Annotated in this window: 21 protein-coding genes; 10 read left to right on the top strand and 11 right to left on the bottom strand. The window is 31.9% G+C overall.

Annotated features, from left to right (window positions below):
- Positions 1–7 precede the first annotated feature (7 nt).
- The 8 genes from AAEO57_RS16110 to AAEO57_RS16075 all read right to left on the bottom strand — a co-directional run bounded on the left by AAEO57_RS16110 (position 8) and on the right by AAEO57_RS16075 (position 9,392).
- Complete coding sequence (locus AAEO57_RS16110; protein ID WP_341694058.1) at positions 8–2,227, bottom strand: RelA/SpoT family protein; 2,220 nt, start codon at positions 2,225–2,227, stop codon at positions 8–10.
- 283 nt (positions 2,228–2,510) lie between these two features.
- Positions 2,511–3,299, bottom strand: coding sequence for a TrmH family RNA methyltransferase (locus AAEO57_RS16105; RefSeq protein WP_341694057.1), 789 nt, complete (start codon positions 3,297–3,299; stop codon positions 2,511–2,513).
- Between the two features lie 89 nt (positions 3,300–3,388).
- Positions 3,389–3,886, bottom strand: a complete 498-nt coding sequence (locus AAEO57_RS16100) for a hypothetical protein (protein ID WP_341694056.1) — start codon at positions 3,884–3,886, stop codon at positions 3,389–3,391.
- A gap of 45 nt (positions 3,887–3,931) precedes the next feature.
- Positions 3,932–5,263, bottom strand: coding sequence for a DUF58 domain-containing protein (locus AAEO57_RS16095; protein WP_341694055.1), 1,332 nt, complete (start codon positions 5,261–5,263; stop codon positions 3,932–3,934).
- A gap of 108 nt (positions 5,264–5,371) precedes the next feature.
- Positions 5,372–6,385, bottom strand: coding sequence for an AAA family ATPase (locus tag AAEO57_RS16090; RefSeq protein WP_341694054.1), 1,014 nt, complete (start codon positions 6,383–6,385; stop codon positions 5,372–5,374).
- Positions 6,386–6,424: 39 nt separating this feature from the next.
- On the bottom strand, positions 6,425–7,633 hold the full coding sequence (locus AAEO57_RS16085) for a DUF4350 domain-containing protein (RefSeq protein ID WP_341694053.1): 1,209 nt from the start codon (positions 7,631–7,633) through the stop codon (positions 6,425–6,427).
- Entirely contained in the window at positions 7,626–8,399 is a 774-nt protein-coding gene (locus tag AAEO57_RS16080; protein WP_341694052.1) for a DUF4129 domain-containing protein, read from the bottom strand. Before AAEO57_RS16080 ends, AAEO57_RS16085 begins: the two co-directional genes overlap by 8 nt.
- Positions 8,400–8,426: 27 nt before the next feature.
- On the bottom strand, positions 8,427–9,392 hold the full coding sequence (locus AAEO57_RS16075) for a stage II sporulation protein M (protein WP_341694051.1): 966 nt from the start codon (positions 9,390–9,392) through the stop codon (positions 8,427–8,429).
- Positions 9,393–9,412: 20 nt separating this feature from the next.
- On the opposite strand from AAEO57_RS16075, the gene AAEO57_RS16070 reads away from it, so the two are divergent.
- From AAEO57_RS16070 to AAEO57_RS16040, 7 genes are all read left to right on the top strand, one after another.
- Positions 9,413–10,159 (top strand): RDD family protein, encoded by a 747-nt coding sequence (locus AAEO57_RS16070; protein ID WP_341694050.1) that lies wholly within the window; start codon positions 9,413–9,415, stop codon positions 10,157–10,159.
- 88 nt (positions 10,160–10,247) lie between these two features.
- Positions 10,248–10,850 carry a trimeric intracellular cation channel family protein gene (locus AAEO57_RS16065; RefSeq protein ID WP_341694049.1) on the top strand — a complete coding sequence of 201 codons (603 nt, stop codon included), beginning with the start codon at positions 10,248–10,250 and terminating at the stop codon, positions 10,848–10,850.
- An 8-nt stretch (positions 10,851–10,858) separates the two neighbouring features.
- The gene (locus tag AAEO57_RS16060; RefSeq protein ID WP_341694048.1) at positions 10,859–11,836 is read left to right on the top strand and encodes a GNAT family N-acetyltransferase; all 978 of its coding nucleotides are present in this window, start codon (positions 10,859–10,861) and stop codon (positions 11,834–11,836) included.
- Complete coding sequence (locus tag AAEO57_RS16055; protein ID WP_341694047.1) at positions 11,833–12,948, top strand: DegT/DnrJ/EryC1/StrS family aminotransferase; 1,116 nt, start codon at positions 11,833–11,835, stop codon at positions 12,946–12,948. Before AAEO57_RS16060 ends, AAEO57_RS16055 begins: the two co-directional genes overlap by 4 nt.
- Positions 12,935–14,209 (top strand): O-antigen translocase, encoded by a 1,275-nt coding sequence (locus AAEO57_RS16050; protein WP_341694046.1) that lies wholly within the window; start codon positions 12,935–12,937, stop codon positions 14,207–14,209. Before AAEO57_RS16055 ends, AAEO57_RS16050 begins: the two co-directional genes overlap by 14 nt.
- Before the next feature lie 183 nt (positions 14,210–14,392).
- A complete protein-coding gene (locus AAEO57_RS16045) occupies positions 14,393–15,121 on the top strand; it encodes a glycosyltransferase (RefSeq protein ID WP_341694045.1) in 729 nt (242 codons plus the stop codon).
- Positions 15,111–16,451 (top strand): hypothetical protein, encoded by a 1,341-nt coding sequence (locus AAEO57_RS16040; protein WP_341694044.1) that lies wholly within the window; start codon positions 15,111–15,113, stop codon positions 16,449–16,451. The genes AAEO57_RS16045 and AAEO57_RS16040 overlap by 11 nt, the downstream gene beginning before the upstream one ends.
- On the opposite strand, the gene AAEO57_RS16035 is transcribed toward AAEO57_RS16040, so the two are convergent.
- Complete coding sequence (locus tag AAEO57_RS16035) at positions 16,402–17,553, bottom strand: glycosyltransferase family protein (protein ID WP_341694043.1); 1,152 nt, start codon at positions 17,551–17,553, stop codon at positions 16,402–16,404. The genes AAEO57_RS16040 and AAEO57_RS16035 overlap by 50 nt on opposite strands.
- Positions 17,554–17,597: 44 nt before the next feature.
- Between AAEO57_RS16035 and AAEO57_RS16030 the strand changes: the two genes are divergently transcribed.
- Both AAEO57_RS16030 and AAEO57_RS16025 read left to right on the top strand, forming a co-directional pair.
- Positions 17,598–18,443, top strand: a complete 846-nt coding sequence (locus AAEO57_RS16030) for a glycosyltransferase (RefSeq protein ID WP_341694042.1) — start codon at positions 17,598–17,600, stop codon at positions 18,441–18,443.
- Entirely contained in the window at positions 18,436–18,840 is a 405-nt protein-coding gene (locus AAEO57_RS16025) for a sugar 3,4-ketoisomerase (RefSeq protein ID WP_341694041.1), read from the top strand. Before AAEO57_RS16030 ends, AAEO57_RS16025 begins: the two co-directional genes overlap by 8 nt.
- Here the strand turns inward: AAEO57_RS16025 and AAEO57_RS16020 are convergent.
- The gene (locus tag AAEO57_RS16020; RefSeq protein WP_341694040.1) at positions 18,826–19,752 is read right to left on the bottom strand and encodes a glycosyltransferase family 2 protein; all 927 of its coding nucleotides are present in this window, start codon (positions 19,750–19,752) and stop codon (positions 18,826–18,828) included. The genes AAEO57_RS16025 and AAEO57_RS16020 overlap by 15 nt on opposite strands.
- A 5-nt stretch (positions 19,753–19,757) precedes the next feature.
- Positions 19,758–20,636: a glycosyltransferase family 2 protein gene (locus AAEO57_RS16015; RefSeq protein WP_341694039.1), complete on the bottom strand. Its 879-nt coding sequence runs from the start codon at positions 20,634–20,636 to the stop codon at positions 19,758–19,760.
- Positions 20,637–20,688: 52 nt separating this feature from the next.
- On the opposite strand from AAEO57_RS16015, the gene AAEO57_RS16010 reads away from it, so the two are divergent.
- Positions 20,689–21,510, top strand: a complete 822-nt coding sequence (locus AAEO57_RS16010) for a 2OG-Fe(II) oxygenase (protein WP_341694038.1) — start codon at positions 20,689–20,691, stop codon at positions 21,508–21,510.
- Position 21,511: the final 1 nt, after the last annotated feature.

Raw genomic sequence — 21,511 nt, 5'->3', positions numbered from 1 at the left:
AAAAAAGTTAGGTTCTGTATTCTCTTGTTACTTTGTCAACACCGTCAATTTTTTTAATAGCGTTGATCATTTTTTTCAAAATGGTATTATTTTTTACAATTACGGCAACTTGTCCATGGAAAATCCCGGCATCGGTGCTAAGCGAAATACTCTGAATATTCACACTCATATTGTTTGAAATTACTTTTGTAAGTTGATTAGTAAGTCCGAGAACATCCATTCCTGTAATATTGATAATGGCTTTGAATTCTTCCTGAGAAGAGTCAATCCATTTGGCACTCATGATGCGATACGCATAATTAGACTGCATCCCGATGGCGTTTGGACAATCTTTTTTATGCACTTTGATTCCTTCGTTTATTGTTACAAAACCAAAAACATCATCACCCGGAATAGGGTTGCAGCATTGCGAAAGTTTGTAATCCAGTTTGTCATGTTCGGTTCCGAATACCAGCATGTCGTAATTACTGCTGATAACCGGTTTATGAATATCCTCGGCAGCAGTATCTTTAGTTCTTTTGATTTTGTTTTTAAAGAAATTGATAAAAGTATTGCTCTTTTGCGCTGCATAATCTTTTAATTGTTGATTTTCGATAGCGCCGATTCCAACACGATAAAATAAATCTAAACTAGTTTTTAATTTAAAGAAGTTAACCAACTCGTTTGTGACTTGTTCATTAAGATTAACTTTTAAATGTCTTAATTTTCTTGTAAGTAATTCTTTTCCTTCTTCGGCAATTTTTTTGGTATTCTCGTTAAGAACATTTTTGATTTTATTTTTAGCTCTCGAGGTTGTTACATAATCCAGCCAGTTTACTGTTGGTTTTTGACTTGCTGAAGTTATGACTTCAACCTGGTCACCACTTTTCAATTCGTGATTTAAAGGAACCAAACGTCCATTCACACGGGTTCCACGAGTTTTAATTCCGATTTCAGAGTGAATACTGAAAGCAAAATCCAGAGACGTGGCGCCTTTTGGCAGTGATTTGATTTCTCCTTTTGGGGTAAAAACAAAGATTTCTTTCGAATACAAATTCATTTTGAAATCTTCTACAAAATCAACCGCATTGGTTTCTGGGTTTTCCAGAGCTTCACGAAGCAGGTTTAGCCAGGTATCAAGGCCGCTTTCTTCAGATGCACCGTTTTTGTATTTGTAATGTGCAGCATACCCTTTTTCTGCAATTTCGTCCATTCGTTCGCTTCGAACCTGTACTTCGACCCAACGGCCTTTTGGTCCCATAACTGTAATGTGAAGTGCTTCATATCCAGTTGATTTAGGAGATGAAATCCAGTCACGCAAGCGGCTCGGGCTTGGTCTGTAATGATCTGTAACGATAGAATAGATTTTCCATGCAATAAATTTTTCATCATGAGAATCACATTTATAGACAATTCTAAGCGCAAATTTGTCGTATACTTCATCAAAACTTACATTTTGGGCACGCATTTTACGGCGAATAGAATAAATAGATTTCGGGCGTCCCTTTATGATGTAATCAATATTTTCGGCATCTAAGGATTTTTTTAGAACATCCGAAATATCTTTGATATAAGCGTCCTGCTCTTCTTTGGTTTCCCTTATTTTGCTTACGATATCATTATAAATTGCGGGTTCTGTATATTTTAATCCTAAATCTTCGAGTTTCGTTTTAATATTGTAAAGTCCCAGACGATGGGCGAGAGGGGCGTAAATGTATAAAGTTTCAGAAGCGATTTTGGTTTGTTTATACTCCACCATCGAATCCATGGTCTGCATATTATGAAGACGATCAGCTAGTTTAATCAGGATTACACGTACATCATCGTTTAGGGTAAGAATCATTTTTCGGAAATTCTCTGCCTGCATGGAGGCATTCAAATCTTTTTGAACCAATGAAATTTTAGTCAGACCCTCAACCAACTGAGCAACTTTTGGATTGAACAAGCGTTCAATATCTTCAACAGTTATCGGGGTGTCTTCGACAACATCGTGTAATAAGGCCGCAGCAATAGAGGTAGCTCCCAGACCAATTTCGGAAGCTACAATTTTTGCAACTGCAATAGGATGAAAGATATAGGCTTCGCCAGATTTACGTCTTTGTTCCTTATGGGCATCGACAGCCACGTCAAAGGCTTTTCGAATTAGTTTTTTATCGGTCGGTGTTAAAGTCTGGTAACTGATTCGAAGTAATTCTTTGTACTCTTGTGCAATTGCTTTGTTTTCTTTTTCAATATCTATTTCTGTCATAACGGCATAGGTTCAAGTCCTAAAAATAAGGATTTGTTTGAATATACGCAAGGGAATGGGTTGCTGATTTTGGAGTTTAAATTTTAAGTTTCAATAAGGTGAAATTAGTTTTTTTTTGCAATAAAAAAGACTTCGACTCCGCTCAGTCTGACAAACAAAAAAATAAAGTTTTGTGTTTAAAAATAAATGAAAAGTCTTTAATTTTTTTGTTATAAGAAAATCACAGACTTTTAATTTTCAACTAACAACTAACAACTAACAACTAACAACTAACAACTAACAACTAAAATCCTCTTTGTCTTTTAGCTTCAAAAATCAAAATAGCAGCAGCCACAGAGACATTCATGCTGTCAATTTCGCCCTGCATCGGAATAATGATGTTTTGAGTTGCAGCATCACGCCATTCCTGAGTTAATCCGGTAGCTTCTGTTCCCACGACCAAAGCAGTTGGAGTAGTAAAATTTTGAGTATGATAGGAAGTTGAATTTTGTAAAGTAGCGCAATAAAAATCAATCTTTTTCTCTTTCAAAAAAGCAATGATTTCTGCGGTAGTTCCGGTTGCAATCTGATTGGTAAACAAACAGCCAACACTGGAACGAACAATGTTTGGATTGTATAAATCACTTTTTGGATTTGCAATCAATACAGCATCCAGATTGGCAGCATCGGCAGTTCGTAAAAGGGCTCCGATATTTCCGGGTTTTTCTGGGGCTTCTGCTACCAGAATCAACGGATTTTCGGATAATTTTAAATCTGATAATTGCAGCGATTTGGATTTGGCTACAGCCAAAATACCTTCAGTCGTGTCACGATAAGCCAGTTTTTGATAGACTTCTTTGTTGATTTCGATTAACTGAACCGATGATGAAACCAGTTTGCCAATTTGATTTTCATTAACCAGTTCAGGTAAAAATAAAACCGTTTCTATTTCGTAACCTCCTTTTTGAGCTAATGAAATTTCACGTAATCCTTCAATCAAAAATGTACCTGTTTGTTTACGGGCTTTTGCTTTTTCCTGCAATAAAACAAGCGATTTTATAAACGGATTTTGGACTGATGTGATTTGTTTCATTTTTTGAGCGACTAAGTTTCTGAGGCGCTAAGGTACTGAGATTTTTTGAAAAAGGGATAATGAGGATTAGAGCGATTTTGGTTAGGGTTTTAACTTTTTGTTGTTCTTGACTTCTTAATATTTATTGCAGTTTTAGCTGCTACGAGAATTAGAGTAATCACTAAGAAGATTTGTATACCTATTGCGATATGAAAAAGATTTTTCATACTATTATCTTCATGTATTTGTATATTAGCCGAAAGAGGTGGGTAAATTGTCCATCCTGCTTCTACTATAAGGAGTTTTGTTACCTGAATTATATATCCAACCACAATAATCATTAATACATTTGAAAAAAGGAACATTCCGTTGATGATACTATTCTTTAATCTGGAGACTATTATTCGAATTGAATAAACAATAAAAAATAAAACAGCTATAATCAAAAAAAGAATATTAAGGGATTCTATCACAAAATAGGTGTCGTGAATATTTATATCTATTGTCGATTTATTATTTGAATTGAAAGACAAATCAGGATTATAAATGAAGTAGCTGATGATTAATAAAGCTACTGACCAAATAATTTCTTTTTTTAATAGTTTCATCGCAATTTACATTTCACATTTTACAACTCTCAGTTCACAATTTCGCTACAAAATCCCTCTCGACTTAATCTCCAAATATTTATTAATAGCATCCAGAGTCAGATTCTCAGGCTGTGTAAGAACTGAATGGATTCCATATTTTTTGAGTTCATTGGCAATTAAACGTTTTTCGAACATGAATTTTTCGGCAATTACTTTGTCGTAAACTTCCTGAATCGTATTGGTTTTTTTGTTGATGATTTCGTTCAGTTCAGTATTGCTGAAGAATACGACAACCAATAAATGACTTTTGGCAATTCCTTTCAAATAGGGCAACTGGCGGTTTAACCCGTCCATGGTTTCGAAATTGGTATATAAAATAATCAGGCTTCGCTGGTTGATGTTTTTCTTTACATCTACATACAAACGGCTGTAATCGCTTTCAAAAAAATCGGTTTTAATGTTGTATAAGGTTTCAAGGATTTTTTGCATTTGTGAGCCTCTTTTTTCGGCAAAAACCCTGTTTTCTACTTTTTTAGAGAAAGCAAAAATTCCGGCTTTATCCTGCTTTTTCAGAATCACATTAGCCAAAACCAAAGTCGAATTTATAGCGTAATCCAGTAAACTCAGCCCGTTAAAAGGCATTTGCATTACACGCCCTTTGTCAATCGCCAAGTAAACCGATTGTGATTTTTCGTCCTGAAACTGATTGACCATCAAGGCATTTTTCTTGGCCGTAGCTTTCCAGTTTAAAGTGCGAAGATCATCACCCTGAACATATTCTTTAATTTGCTCAAACTCCATGGTGTGACCAATTCGACGGATTTTTTTAATTCCGTATTGAAACAAATTGTTTGAAAAAGCCAATAAATCATACTTTCTTAATTGAATGTAGGACGGATAGGCTGGGACCATTTTGTCTTTATCGAAAGTAAACCTTCTGGAAATTAATTTTAAAGGAGAAGAAACGTAAATATTTAAATTACCAAAGTAATATTCCCCTCGTTCCGTCGGACGTAAATCGTATGAAACTTTATCCTGAGCAGCTGCTTTAACAGTTCTTTCAATTTTGAAATCACGTACCTGGAACTGAAACGGAATTTCGTCAATAATTTTAATTGAAATCGGAAAAGTATAATGGTTTTTGACTGCAATATTAACCGGATTCAAATCACCGTTGGAGAGCTTTTCGGGCATGTCCCTTGAAGCTTCAATTCCGGTTCGGGCTACATACAAAATCAGAAGGTCAAGAGCCAGAAAAGTAATTAAAATCAGGACAAGAAACCATACTCCGTTGTATAAAACAGGAAAAATAAAAGCACAAACAAACAGTGCTATGATACCTAAAAGCACATAGAAAAAGAAGTTGTTGAGATATAAACTTTTTATGAATTTCAATTTAAAATATTTTTTCAGATTCGGATTTCAGATTTTATTCGTTGTTGTCAGGCTAAACGGAATCGAAGGGCTTCGACTCCGTTTAGCCTGACAATTATCAATTCATAATTATCGTGGTATCTCAACAGTTTCAATAATCTGTTTGATGATTTCTGCACTTGTAATTCCTTCCATTTCACGCTCCGGAGCAACAATTACACGGTGTTGTAAAACCGGAACCGCAGCTTCTTTGATATCTTCAGGAGTTACGAAATCACGACCACGTATTGCTGCAAAACCTTTCGAAGCATTCAAAATAGCAATTGAGGCACGTGGAGAAGCTCCTAAATATAAAAAGGCATTTTCTCTCGTATTTACTACGATTCTGGCAATGTATTCCAGCAAATTTTGCTCTACTCTGATTTGTTTGATCAAAGCCTGATATCCTTTTATTTCTTCAGCAGAAAGAATGGTTTTAATAGCCTCTAATTTCCCGTGATCCTTCAAAAGATGTTCTCTCTGAATAATCAGAATTTCTTCTTCTAATTTTGGATAATCAATCGAAATTTTGAATAAAAAACGGTCCAATTGTGCTTCAGGCAAACGATAAGTACCTTCCTGTTCTATTGGATTTTGTGTAGCGATAACCAAAAATGGAGTTTCTAATTGATATGCAGAACCATCAATGGTAATCTGACGCTCTTCCATCACTTCAAAAAGAGCAGCCTGAGTTTTGGCAGGCGCACGATTGATCTCGTCAATTAAAATCAGGTTAGAAAAAATAGGGCCTTGCTTAAATTCAAATTCTGAATTTTTTAAATTAAAAACCGAGGTTCCTAAAATATCCGAAGGCATTAAATCCGGTGTAAACTGAATTCGGCTAAAACCAATATTAAGTGTTTTCGATAATAATTTGGCAGTAATGGTTTTGGCAACTCCCGGAACACCTTCCAATAAAACGTGTCCGTTTGATAAAATAGCAACCAATAATTGATCGACCATTTTATGTTGTCCCACAATTACCGTTTCAATCTCTTTTTTGATAGTATTGACATGATCTAAAAGAGGCGCTAAATTAAGCCTTGTTTCAAAATTCACATTTTCGTTCGTGATTTCAGTTTCTGTTGTATTGATATCGTCCATGTTTGGTGTGTTTTCTTTTAATGAATTTGAGTTAAAAAATTAATGTAAAACCTTTTCTATTGCATTATTGATTCTGATTAAATCTTCTTCGAGGCTCCCGTGGTAACTTTTTCGGTATTCGTTGATTAAAAATATAAGTTCCCTGATATCGTTTTCATCTTTTCCTGATTTATGATGCAGTTTTTTGATAAAATCATCGTCAAGTTTTGAAGTGTCAAGTAAATATTCATTTCTGATTTTTTCGAGGAAATAAATAATTTTTTTATCAATAATATTATCATGGTCACCTTCCTGATAGTATAAATTCCCAATGGTTTTGGTAAAATCTACTGTTAAGTTCGGCAAAGGTTTTAGTATCGGAACAATTCTTTGTTTTCGCTTGGCGTTAAAAAGAATAAAAATCAGCATTCCGATTAAGGATAGATAAAAAGCCCATTCTAACGGAGGCTGGCTTAAAATGAATCGTAAAGGAGAATCAGAAATCGATTCGCTGTTTTGTCCTTTGGTGTACCAGTAAACATCGCCTTTCGGAATGTAAGAAAGCACACTTTGAGCGTATTCATAATGATTGTCTTTCAGCAAGTGAAAATTAGAAAAAGCGGCAGGCTGTGTGTGTAAATAAAAGTATCCGTTTACGTATGGAACTTTTATGAAATTGATTCGTTTTTTATTTTCATTATTGGCCTGATACCCTAAAACAGTAGTGTTTAAGGTGTCAATTTTTGAAAAATAATAATTACCCATTCCTTCAATGAGACGGAATTTTTTTTGACTTACATTTTTATTGGCCAGCCAGATTTTAGTACTGTCAGAAAATTGAAAATCGGTTCTAAAATCAACTTTTAAACTGTCTAATAACAATTGAGGAAAGGTTTTCATGCTAAGGAAAGCACTATTTCCATGGGAAACAAAATAAAAAAGCTCTTTCATGGACTGATCGTCAATGGATGCAAATTCTGTAATGTTAAGGAAAGTTCCTTTTATTTTATAGGTACCCACAACAGTATCCGGGACATATTTTGAATCGAGAAACTCGTAAGGAGTTAAAGCAGAAACTCTTTCAATCTTTTGCTTTTTTAAAAGTCCGTTAATCTCTTTGTCGAAAACATATAATCCAAGCGGAATTTTATCATTTACAGAATAAGAGGGAGTCCAGTCAATTCTTTTTGGGGAATTGCTGCCTGCTATTAAAATTAAGGCAAAAACCAAAACCAGTATAGCGATATAAACTTTGATCGATTTACCCATGGTTAAAGGTTTTTAGGGATTTTTTAAATTGATTTTCAACTTTTACGAAAGAAGCTTCATCGATTTCAAATTCACCATACCAAATATAATTGTACAAGTATGACAAATATGTAAATTCTTCTTTGTGTGCTGGGTTTTTAATTTCGTACAAATAATCTGTATTCGTTTTTTCAATATCCCATTCGATATAATGATTTTTCGCCATAATCTTCAATAGCCAAAGATAATAGTAGCGGATTGCAATTCTTTTTTCCCCAGAATCAATGCTTTCTTTTATCAGTTTTTCGAAATCCAGAAGGTGGATGTTTTTTTCAGCATCGGTATAATGAACAATTTTTTGTTTTGCATCTTTACTGAAAATCCATTGCCCTTCTTTTGATATCAGAGCCTTTACAATTAAATAAATTACAAAAACGACAATCAGTATAGCCAGTACTTTTAATAAAATTGCCACAAAATTGAGTGATGCCTGAGGGTCTTTAAAAGTGAATATTTCATCGAAAATACCTGCCAGCCATTCTTTAAAATGATCCCACCAATTTTTTTCAGGAATTTTTTGTTCGTATACAAAATCATCGTCAGTATATTCTTTTTTAAAATTTTTCTGAAATGTTTTGGCTTCGATAGTGTCTGAATCGATAGAAATATCAGCTTCGGTATATTTTGTCGGAGCAGCTTTCGGAGGTTCGGTTTTAACCAAAGTATCCTGTGCATTCAGAATATTGCAGCACAGAACAAAAGATAAAATAAGTAATAATCTATTCATTATTGGTTATGGTTAATTCGATTTGGTTTAAAGTTGTTGTGTCTTTTTGTGTACAATAAAAGGATAAACCAAATAATAAAAAGAGATAACACCCAGTGTAAAGAGGATGATAAAACTACTTAGCCAGTTAGGCATATCGATTGAATATCGTGTAATAAAACCTTCAAGAAATCCTGCACTAATGGTAAAAGGAAAGGTGCTCAGAAATATTTTAAAACTGTTTTTAAAACCTATTTTAAAAGAATTGACTCTTGAAAAAGTTTTAGGAAACAAAATAGAAGCTCCTAAAATAAATCCTGCAGCGGTTTCAATTACAATAGCAAATATTTCCATTGAACCGTGAATCCAGATTCCACGGACACTTTTCCAGAAAACATTTTGTTCGTAAAAAAAATATTGAAAGGCTCCGAGCATGATTCCGTTTTGCAGGGAAATGTACAAGGTCCCAATACCGGCAAAAAGTCCCCAAATGTAGCATCTTGCCCCTACATAAAGGTTATTCATGGTGATGCCTACAAAACTACCCCAGTTACTTCCGGAACCATAAACAGCCATGGGATTGCCTTTTTTGATGTTTTCTAAAGTCATATTGACATAGCCATCTCCCAAAATTAACCGAACGAAGTCCTGGTCATATCTTGCAGAAACTACACCCATTGCAACGGTTACAAAAAACAATATAAAGGCATAAAGCAAATATCTTTTGTATTCGTAAACCAATAGCGGTACTTCGGTTTTAAAAAATTCCAGAAACCTGTTTTTTTCTGCACGTTTGGTTTTGTAAATCTTTTGATAAATCTGTGAAGCAAGGTGATTTAAATAAATCACAGTTTTACTTTTGGGGTAATACGTTTGCGCATACGACAGATCATTCATCATTTGAATGTACAAATTAGCTAACTCATCAGGATTTTTTTTAGCTTTACCAAAAATAGCCAGTTCAAATTCCAGCCATTTTTCTTTATTTTGTTTTATGAATGCAACTTCTCTCATTGAGGGCTAAAATATAAAATATGTCAGAATTATCTATAAACACAACACAAAATGTTAAAATAAATTTTATAGCCGCTTCTGCAGGTGAACGAATAGGGGCGTACTTTCTGGATCTGATTATCAAAATAGCCTATGGAATAGTGATTTACCTGATTTTTTTCTATTGGTTAAATCTGGATCTTTTGTTTCAAAATTTAGATCAATGGTCAGTAATGACGATTCTTTTGGTATTTTATTTTCCAGTTTTAATTTATTCGATAACATTAGAAAGCATTTTTGAAGGACAGACCATAGGAAAAAAAATAGTAAAAATAAAAGTCGTAAAAATAGACGGCTATCAGGCCGGTTTTGGAGATTATCTGATGCGATGGTTTTTTCGGCTAATTGACATTTCCATTCTTAACGGAATTATAGCTCTGATCGCTGTTGTTTCAAGTAAAAAAGGGCAGCGGTTAGGGGATATGGTAGCAGGAACTTCAGTGATTACCTTAAAAAATAAAATTGATATAAGCCATACAATTTTAGAAGAAATAGAAGAAACTTATGTGCCTACATATCCTCTAGTCATAAAATTATCAGACAATGATATGCGAATCATAAAGGAAACTTTTTTGAAAGCTGAAGCGAAAAACGACTATGAAATCATTTATAAGCTGATTCATAAAATTGAAAACGTTACCGGAATCAAAAACCAGTCAATTGGTGATCCTGCCGGTTTTATCAGAACGGTTTTGAAAGATTATAATTTTTATACGCAGAATATGTAAAAATTGCAATGTCAATATCAAATTGAACGAAAAAGATTTTTTTTAATCTTTGAAACTTAGCTACTCAGAATCTTAGAACTTTACAATGATGTTCCAACTTTTAGACATTATCGGTACAATGGCATTTGCTATGTCAGGAGCTTTAACAGCCATGCATAAAAGACTGGATCCGTTTGGTGTTTTTATCATTGCCTTTGTTACAGCAGTTGGAGGCGGGACATTACGGGATGTTCTGATTGGGAGAACACCAGTGGTATGGATGCAGGATTTAAAATACGTTTATGTAATTATTTTAGGCTTTGCGTTGGCCATTCTGTTTAGAAAAAAATTCGATAAGCTTCGTACCTCCTTATTTTTGTTTGACACAATAGGATTAGGAGTTTTTACGCTAATTGGTCTTGAAAAAGGAATCTCAATTGGTTTACACCCTGTAATTTGTATTGCTTTAGGAACAATGACAGCTTGTTTTGGAGGTGTAATCCGGGATATTTTGTGTACAGAAATCCCAACGATTTTCAGGCGAGAAATTTATGCTACCATTTGTATTTTTGGAGGAATTGTGTTTTTTGCATTGCGAAGTTTAGATTTAGACAAAGATATTTTGTATTTATCTACTTCAATTGTTATAATTTCGGTGCGCTTAATGGCTGTAAAATTCAAATGGCATTTACCGGCTTTTGATTATAAATAAAAAAGAAATTGGATAAATACACGATAAAAAAATACGAGAAAACTTATTTTAAAATCTGGAATGATTTTATAGCTCAGGCCAAAAATGCTACGTTTCTGTTTCATCGTGATTTTATGGAGTATCATAAAGATCGTTTTGAAGATTATTCATTAATGGTTTTTGAAGGTGAAAACCTTGTTGCGGTTCTACCGGCAAATGTTGTTGGAAAGACGGTTTATTCACATCAGGGTCTGACTTATGGAGGTTTGGTTTTATTACCAAAATCCAAGTTGTACAATACAATTTTTGTTTTCAAGACAATCCTCGAATATCTCAATAAAAATAATGTCTCAAAATTGGTTTTAAAACAAATTCCTTCCATTTACTGTGATTATTTATCGGATGAAATTAATTATTTGACATACATCGCTAAAGGAAAAACAATAATGAAACATAATGTGTCTGTTATTTCTTTGGAGAAAAATTTTGTTTTTTCCAAATCCAGAAGAGAATGTATCAATAGGGGAAAAAAGCAAAATTTGATTATTAAAGAGGAATCTAATATGGGAACATTTTGGAACGAACTTTTGATTCCCAATCTAAGGGATAAATACAAATCAAAACCTGTTCATTCATTGGAGGAAATACAGTTTTTGAGGAGTAAATTTCCAGATAATATTCGTCATTTTAATGTTTACAACAATGATAAATTAGTGGCAGGAACCACACTTTTTATTACCCAAAAAGTAGTAAAACCACAATACATTTCTGGAAGTGAAGAAAATAATTTTTTAGGGAGCATTGATTTTTTATATGATTATTTAATAAAGGTAATTGCCCAGGGAAAAGTTTTTTTTGATTTTGGACCATCACATGAAAATAATGGATTGGAAATTGTTGAAAACATTAATTTTTGGAAGGAAAGTTTCGGTGCGCATTCTTTGGTTCAGGATTTTTTAGAAGTTGAAACTTTAAATCATTATTTGTTAGACACTGTTTTGATATGATTTCCTTTTTAGATTTAAAAAAAATAAATGCTCCCTATGAAAATCTTTTTCAGGAAAAACTGAAATTGGTTCTTGATAACAGTTGGTATATTTTAGGGAATGAGGTAAAAACATTTGAAAGTAGTTTTGCCGATTATTGCGGGACAAAATTTTGTATTGGAGTTGGAAATGGTTTTGATGCTTTAGTATTAATTTTTAAAGGATATATTGAGTTAGGGAAACTTCAAAAAGGAGATGAAGTAATCGTTCCTTCCAATACATATATTGCTAGTATACTGGCGGTTTTACAAGCTGATTTAGTTCCTGTTTTGGTTGAACCAAATTTAGAAACTTACAACATCAATCCAGATTTAATTTTAGAAAAAATCACATTTAAAACAAAGGCTGTTTTAGCGGTTCATCTTTATGGGCAATTGGCTGAAATGAAAAAGATTAATGAAATTGCCAATCAAAATGATTTATTGGTAATTGAAGATGCGGCTCAGGCACATGGTGCTAATTTAGATGAAAATAAAAAATCAGGAAATCTTTCAAATGCTGCAGCTTTTAGTTTTTATCCGGGAAAAAATCTTGGTGCTTTGGGAGATGGAGGAGCAATTACTACAAATGATTCAGAATTGGCAAAAGTGCTTTTTTCTTTAAGAAATTATGGCTCAGAAAAAAAATACTATAACGAATATATTGGTGTGAATTCACGATTGGATGAGTTACAGGCAGCTTTTCTGAATGTTAAATTGCCTAATTTAGATCAAGATAACAATAATCGAATAGTGATTGCAAAACGTTATTTGTCTGAAATTAAAAATGATAAAATTATTCTGCCATTTTGGGATTTTTCAAACAATCATGTCTTTCATTTGTTTGTTATTCGAACCGAAAACAGAGATCAATTACAACAATATTTGTTGGAAAACAGAATCCAAACTGTGATTCATTATCCAGTTGCACCACATAAGCAAAAAGCATTTTCAAACAGGAATAATTTATCTTATCCAATTACTGAAAAAATACACAATGAGATTTTAAGTTTGCCAATAAGTCCTGTTATGTCTATGGAGGAAGTGGATTTTGTTATTGAGATTTTAAATAAATACAGAATTGAATTTTATTAAAAAAATAGTTCAGACACAATTGTTTAAAGTTTCTTCTTTAAACAGTTTAAGTGTTTTATTAAAAATTGGCATTGGTCTTATAACCTCCAAGATATTAGCTGTTTTTGTAGGGCCTGGCGGTATGGCTTTGGTAGGGAATTTAAGAAATTTCATGACTACGCTGGAAAATATTTCTACTTTGGGTTTCTCAACAGGAATCGTCAAATATGTGGCAGAAGCAAAAGAAGATAAATCCGGTGTTCAGAGAATAATGGCTACTGTTTTTATCTGCCTGTTATTGGTTGCTATTGTTTTGAGTTGTATTTTATTTTTTTTTGCTACTTACTGGAATGATCAGATTTTTGGAATTCATTATGGGTATTCTTTTGTTTTTAAAGTATTAGCATTGGCTCTGCCGTGGTATTCAGTTTCATTGATTTTCACATCTTTTATAAACGGTCTCGGTCGATTTGAAAAAGTAATCTGGATTACTATTTGGGGTAATTTTATTGGATTGTTGATGTCCTTAATTTTGGTAGTAAATTACCAAACTTTTGGAGCTTTATTAGCCATTGTGATCACGCCTGCTTCATTGTTTTTGTTGAGTTTTTATTTTGTGAACAAAGAGATTCCTTTTTTGAAAACGATCCGACTGCATTATTTTGATTTTAAGATTCTCAAAAATCTTTCTTCTTATTCCGTTATGATATTGGTTTCATCCGTATTTGGCCCTTTAGTTTTTTTAGCGATAAGAAAAAATGTAATTGATGTTGTTGGAATTACTCAGGCCGGATATTGGGAAACTATGACCCGGATTTCATCTTATTACATGCTGTTTGTTAGCACTATTTTATCTGTGTATTTTTTACCTAAATTGTCTGGAGCCAAAAGCAGAGAAGAGACAAAAAAAGTTTTTTGGGATTATTATAAAAGTATTTTGCCTCTGTTTATTATTGGTCTTTCCTTGATTTATGTACTGCGTTTTTTTATAGTGCAATTGCTTTTTACTAAAGAATTTCTGCCAGTCACCTCAATGTTCTTTTGGCAGTTGACCGGAGATGTTTTAAAAGTGGCTTTTTTAATTTTAGGGTATCAGTTTTTTGCAAAAAAAATGACTAAGGCCTTTATCATTTCTGAGATATCATCACTCGTTGTACTGTATTTTTTTAGTGTTTATTTAATTTCAAATTTAGGGATTCAAGGTGTTTTAATTGCTCAGGTATTGGATAATTTGATTTATTTACTGGTTTTGATAATTTATTTTAGGAAGAATCTGTTTTGATTTTTTTTGATTGAAGATTAAAAATCAATTTTCGTTTACTCCTTTGAATTCGTAAAAAAAAGTCTAGTTTTGAGAAGATTTTAAAAAAAAAAATATGCAAGAGATATAATGGGAGAGAATCCGGTTTTAACTGGGTATATGTTCGTTAATTAGTAATATTGGTAAAATATTTTAGAATAGTATATGAAAAAATTTCTCTGCATAATTCCATTTTATAATGAAGAAATCCGATTTTATCAGTTACCCTACGAAGATTTGTTTTCAAAGTATCCAGAGATTGATTTTTTACTTATTGATGATGGAAGTTCGGATAATACATTAAATATCCTCAAAAATCTTCGAGATAAGAATCATAATGTAAAACTGATTTTGATAAAAAAGAATTTGGGAAAAGCAGAAGCCATCAGAACTGGGGTTCTAAATGATATTTCAATAGATTATGAATATGTAGGTTATCTAGATGCTGATTTAGCCACTCCTATGATTGAAATGAAAAGATTATTTACATTTATTTCTAATAGAGAATCAATTGTAATGGTTATGGGAAGTAGAATTAAATTACTAGGTAACGGAGTAGACAGAAGTTACTTAAGGCATTATTTAGGAAGGATTTTTGCAACAATAATTAGTGGTTTTATTCTGAAAGTTCCTGTATATGATACACAATGTGGAGCCAAAATCATTAGAACTGATTTCGCAAGAAGAATATTCAAAGAGCCTTTTCTGACCAAATGGATATTTGATGTTGAATTACTACTTAGGTTTCGTGGGAATGGAATGATTATTCAGGATTGTGTTGTTGAAATTCCTTTAGAGCAATGGAAAGAAAGAGGGAATTCGAAAATCAAGCTTAAAGAGTTTGTCCTTTTTCCTTTTCAAATACTTAAAATACATTTTTATTATGCTAAATAAATTGTTTGCTTCTAAACTCTTTGCTTTTACAAAAGATGTTTATGTCCGTAAATTAATACTTTTCGGGTTGCTGATTCGATTTATAATTATTTTATTTTATACAAACGTTACAATTTATCCGGATAGTTCTGGATTTTTAGAATTATCCGATTATTTGTTGAATTTTGATTTGTCCGGGTATGAAGGTTACCGGACTATTGGATATCCTTTTTTGATTTTTTTGGGATTTGGAAATGAATGGTTAGTTGTTATATACCAGTTTTTTATTGGGGTTTATGGTTCGGTTGTTCTTTATAAAACAGCAGTTAATCTACGCTTTTCTTCTAAATTTAGTTTTATAATTTCATTAATTTCTCAAAGTTTTTTAAATGTCCTCTTCTATGAGACAGCCATCCTTAGTGAATCATTAACTTTGTTTTTTATGATGTTATTGATGTATGAAATTTCTAAAGGATATTTTTCAAAAACAAATTTAAAATCCGAAATATGGATGGGATTTATTTTGGGATGTTTAGTTTTGATAAAACCATTTTACGCTTACATCGGTTTTTTGATTTACGGTTTGTCTCTTTTACAGGACTTTAAATGGAATAAAATTATTAGTAAAAAAATTATTATTTTAATTCTTCCGTTATTTGCGTATTTCGGATGGTCTTATGTTAATAAAGTGAATACAGGTTATTTTGTTTCTACTACTTATTTTGGTTTGAATTTGTCACAGAACTGTGTTTATTTTGCTGAAAAAGGTCCAAAAGAATACGATTGGATTATGAAACCGTATGTCAAATACAGAGAAATTTATATTGAGGAAGATAAAGATGTTGCTATGACTATTTGGGGTGCGTATGAGACTGAGCTACAATATTCACATACCAGCCTTCCAGATTTTTCTGCAGAATTAGGGAAGTACGCTATGGCTACTGTCCAGATGAATCCGAAAGAATACTTAAAGCAGGTTGTGTGTCGTTCATGGGTTGATTTCTGGAAGCCTGCAATTTACTGGAATTATAATCAATTTAATTTTAAATACGCCAATATGCTTTTTTTACTAATATGGTATTTTCAATTATTGCTGATTACTGTTACGACAATAACGTTTATTATAATTAGCTTATATTATATATCTGATTATTTTAAAACTAAGATTATAAGTTTTGAGTTTTTTGGGGTATTATTGGTTTGGGTTACTTCTATTTTGCAGGCATTGGTTACTTACGGCACAAATGCAAAATACAGATTTCCATTTGAGTTTGTAATACTTTTAGTGGTTATTCTTTTTTTTAGGAATAAGAAAATGATTCCCAGTAGTTTAAATAATTTTTTGCAATAGCAATATAATCATGTTCTTTCTCAATAAATAATCTGGCCCGTTTTCCAATAGCAATTATTTCGTTAGGATTTTCAATTAAAAAAGAAAGTTCTTTTACGATGGAATTGACATCCGGAAGAGCATTGATACAAACCCTTTCATTTAAATTGTAGTGTTCGATAAATTCTCTTTCGGCTCCGGTAAATACCACTTTTCCTTTTGACATTGCTTCCAGTGCATTGTAGCCTTGGTCATAACCATAAATTTGATCTAGAAGTATATGGGATCTGTCGTAGAGTTTTATATATTTATTGTAGGGGATGTTTTTTGTTATTATAACTTCAACTTTCTCAGGGTATTTTTCCTGGATAATTTCCAATGCTTTTTCAAAAAAAACAATTCCTTTTTTAATGGAACTGCTTTCATTTATTCCCAGAAAAATAATTATTTTGTGTGAAATATTTAAAGGCTGTAATGCAATTCTGTCTGTATTTATAGGATTAGGAATAAAGGTGGTTTTAAATCCCATTTCCTGCATGGGTATTTTGTAATCTAAATCAGAGGTGATTATTCCTGAAGCTTTTGTTTTGACGAAATTAAAAGTTTTTCGATAATTTTTTTTTATGTATTTTAGAGTGTAGCGATATTTTTTTTTGAGCTTTTTTGACTCAAAGAGAGGGCTTAAAATAGAATATCTCATTTTGTTTTTTAAAAGATATTCAACTATTGGAGTTTCTTCACCGCATACTAAAAGAAATATTTTTTTGTTCTGCAAAAATAGTTTTTTCAATAAAAATCGTGAAAAAACAGGATAGGTTTCTATAGCATTGGAATTAATTAACTGTACAACATCGTAATCTTTTAATTTTGACAAAAAAAAGTAAAAACGAATACCTTTTTCAAGATTTTCTAAATCTGTTTTGGTAATTAGATATACAAGATTTTTAATTTTTTTAATGAACCAATAATTGCAGCAAAAACTTGGATACAATGAATAATCTACATCGTATTTTTTAAAATTATCACCGGTACCAATAATAAAAACATCATGTCCTAATGTGATTAATGCTTCTTTTAATGAATTATGTAACCTGCTGTATTCGCCAACCAAAAGTATTTTCATTTACATAATCGTTTTATATATATTTGTGCAAATGTAGCAACAAATTGGAAGAAAAATATACAAATCGGGGTTTAGAAATAATAGTTTCAACGATGAATAGAAATTCTTTAGATTTTCTAATTCCAATGTTTCCATTTAGTCATTTTTCTAATTTTTCTATTTTAATAATTAATCAAACAAATAGAGATCAGATTTTACTATCTGATTATCCTTCAGTCCGGGTTATTAATTCGTTCGAAAAAGGGCTTTCAAAAAGTAGAAATTTAGGAATTAAAAACGCTATAGGTAAAATCGTGTTAATTGCTGACGATGATGTTGTTTTTATTGAAAATTTCCAAGAAAAAATAATAAAAGCATATAATGAAAACCAAAATGCCACTGCTATATGCTTTCAAACTCTTACCAAAGACGGACATTTTTATAGTAACTATCCAAAACATCAAAAAGAATTAAATAACAGAAAAATCAGAAAAGTGCTGTCTATTGAACTGACGTGCAAACTTGAAGATTTAAGAAAACATGATTGTGTTTTTAATGAACTCTTCGGTTTGGGAAGTAAGTTTCAGGATTCAGAAACTTTCTTTTTTCTAAAGAGCATACGGCATAAAAAATTAAGGGTAATTTTTTATCCTTTTCAGATTGTTATACATGAAGCCTTTTCTTCTAGTGATGATGCTGGTTCAGATCGTGTGATTTATGCAAGAATGGCTGGTTACTATAAGATTCATGGCATTTTTTCTTATTTGTTTCTGTTCAAGTATATGTTTTTTTTGTTCAGAAAATATAATTTGCCTGTATCTGAAATAAAGAAAAAGTTTGCGATTGGCTTATCTGGTATATATGATTATAGATTAATTTTAAACAAAAAATTAGATTCACGTTATGAATAAATCATCTTTTTTTGAACTTATAAACTTACCAAAAATTGAAGATCCAAGAGGAAATCTTTCATTTATAGAAAACGATATCATTCCTTTTGGAATTAAAAGGGTATATTATTTATATGATGTTCCTAGTGGCGCAGAAAGGGGAGGCCATGCCCATAAAGATCAATCGGAATTCCTCATTGCTTTAAGCGGGAGTTTTGATGTAGTACTAAATGATGGAAAGGATAAAAAGAAGGTTACTTTAAACAGGCCAAATATTGGACTTCTAATCCCAACTGGCGTCTGGAGAGAACTGTATAATTTTTCTTCCGGTTCTGTTTGTCTGGTTCTGGCTTCAGCTGTTTTTGATGAAGATGATTACATTCGGGACTTTGATAAATTTATGTTATTTAAAAACTGAATTTCCTAATCCAAAATTTGCCAAAATTGTCTTTAAGGCTATAAGGATTTTAAGCAAAAAAGAGGGTAGTCTAAGTAATAATCTTTTTTTTAGAGACAATTTATTTAAGTCTATCTGTTTGTAAAGTTTATTAAAGCTTTTTTTATCCTTAATTAATTTGGATTTTATTGCCAATGAAAAACGATTCAGATCAAGGAATTTTTTTAACTCAGGGTTTGTTTCTTCCAGTAATTGGTATTTATAGAAATTTATGGAGTCAATTGTTATTTTATGTTTTTTGGAAAGACTATCTGGATCATACGTATATCTAGCAAGTATTTTCCAGGAAAAGTGTATCGGATAGGCTAATCCAATTCTAATCCATAAATCGGTATCTTCACCACTTTTTATTTTTGTATCAAATGAACCAGAATGTTCAAAAACGGTTTTATGAAAAATGGCAGAGGAAGAACAAAGTACTGTTCTTTTTGAGCTGCCTTTAAAATAGTTTACAACTTCGAAATCACCTGTTTTTTTTATGGAATAATGAGCGGGTATTACACTCTTAGAAGTTTCAATTTCTATTGCAGCCGAAAAAACTTTTAGTTCAGGACAGGTCTTAATATTCTTAAACATTTCGCCTAAAAAGCCCGGATACCAATAATCATCAGCGTCTATAAATGCAATATAATCGGATTTAGCTTTTTCTATGCCATAGTTTCTTGCAGCAGAAACACCATCATTTTTTTGGCGATAATAATGAACTCTTGAATCATTAAATTGGAGAACCTTTTCTTCGCTCGAATCTGTTGAACCATCATTAACAATAATCACTTCAAAATCCGTGAAATTTTGATTGAGAACACTTTTAAGAGTGTTTTCAATAAAATTTTCTTTGTTATATAAAGGAATAATGATCGAAAAATACGGCATAAGGATTATTTTATTGTACACATGTATCCCAATCGGTAAATATCAAAACAAAACAAGTTTGGTTTTTTACTCAAAATTTTTCTTTTTAAAAATGGTTCAAAAATTTTAAAAAACAGTGTTGCAATTGGCAATAAATGAAATCGTTTTATTTTTTTGTAGGTTTTGATTAATGGGTTAATCTTCTCGATTTGATTACAATCAATCAAAAAATGCTTCCTCATCTCAACAGACTTCAGGCTTTTTTCGAAGAAAATTTGATTAGTTTCCAGCCCTAAATGGTAAATTGGATTTTCAATATGGATTACTTTAATTTTATTAAGGAAAAGCTGATATGCGAAGAAATTATCCATACCATAAAATGTGTTTTCTGATGTGTAATTTGTAATTTTAAAAGTTTCTTTGCAAATTAAAATGTTGCCAGAAAAGATATAATTGTATGGAGTAAAGTTTCTTTCTGAAGCTGCTTTTTCTTCTCTATCTTTTCCATATTTATGCCTAAATAGCATTTCAGGGTTAGGTCTTATATTTTGGTAGCGATATCCTCCAACAACAACCTTATATTTATCATTCAGAAATGAAATGTAATTATTAATAAAATTTGAATGTACCGGAATTACATCTGCATCTAAAAATAAAAGCCATTTATATAATGCTTTTTCAGCAAGTTTATTTCGCGTTGAGGTACGCCCTGCATTTTTATCATTTACGAAATAATTACAATTTGTTAATTGCTTGATTTTTTGGTTTTCAATAGAGTAATAAACAGAAGCATCATCAAGACATAAAATCTCAAACTCAATTCTACTTTTCATACATTGTTTGTGTAATTCTAAAACAAGATTATAAACATTGTAATTATAGGTCGGAATAAGAATAGAAAGCATTAATAAAAACTATTTAGTGATATATTTGTAAAGCAATAAAACATTCAAAAATATGGAATTTATAAATAGAATTGAGCTTGCCGAAATTATTTATAAAAGAGTCAATGATGAGAAAGTTCATCTTTCAAAACAGTTTGCAGAATCAAAAGAAGCGATAGGCTATTTTTTTCTGGATAATTTGCTTCCTGAAGAAATAGCAGTTGAATTGTATAAAGTTTTTCCCAAGCAGGATCAGATGGTTCTGAAAAAAAGTATTAAGGAAGATAAATTTGTCGCAGTTCAGATGAATTTATATAATCCGGTTTTAGAAGAAATCATTTATGCTTTTCAGGATAACAGAATTGTAGAACTGATTGGTGAAATTTGTCAAATTAAAGACCCTATTCCGGATGAATTTCTTTATGCTGGAGGACTTTCCATGATGCGGAATAAACAATTCCTGAATCCGCATCTGGATAATTCACACGATAAAGACCGTGAACGCTGGCGAGTATTGAATTTGTTATATTATGTCACTCCCAACTGGAAAGAAGAATACGGAGGTAATCTCGAATTATGGCCGAATGGTTTACAGAAAAAACAGATTACGATTCATAGTAAATTTAACAGACTGGCTGTCATGGTTACACACAATAAATCGCTGCATTCGGTTTCACCTGTGGTTTATGACGGATTCAGATGTTGTATTTCGAATTATTACTTTTCAAAAACACCGGTTTTAGCAACCGATACGTTTCATGTGACTTCTTTTAGGGGAAGACCTGAACATAAATTTACCGATGTAATTCTGAAAATGGATACTTTTTTAAGAATGAATATTAGAAAAATCTTCAAAAAGGGTATTAAAGAAAACCCACACGTTTACAAGAAATAGG

It is taken from the genome of Flavobacterium calami, from assembly GCF_038290035.1.
Taxonomy (GTDB): Bacteria; Bacteroidota; Bacteroidia; order Flavobacteriales; family Flavobacteriaceae; genus Flavobacterium; species Flavobacterium calami.
The sequence above is the reverse complement of the archived record's forward strand: the minus strand, read 5'-3'. Positions and strand labels throughout refer to the sequence as shown.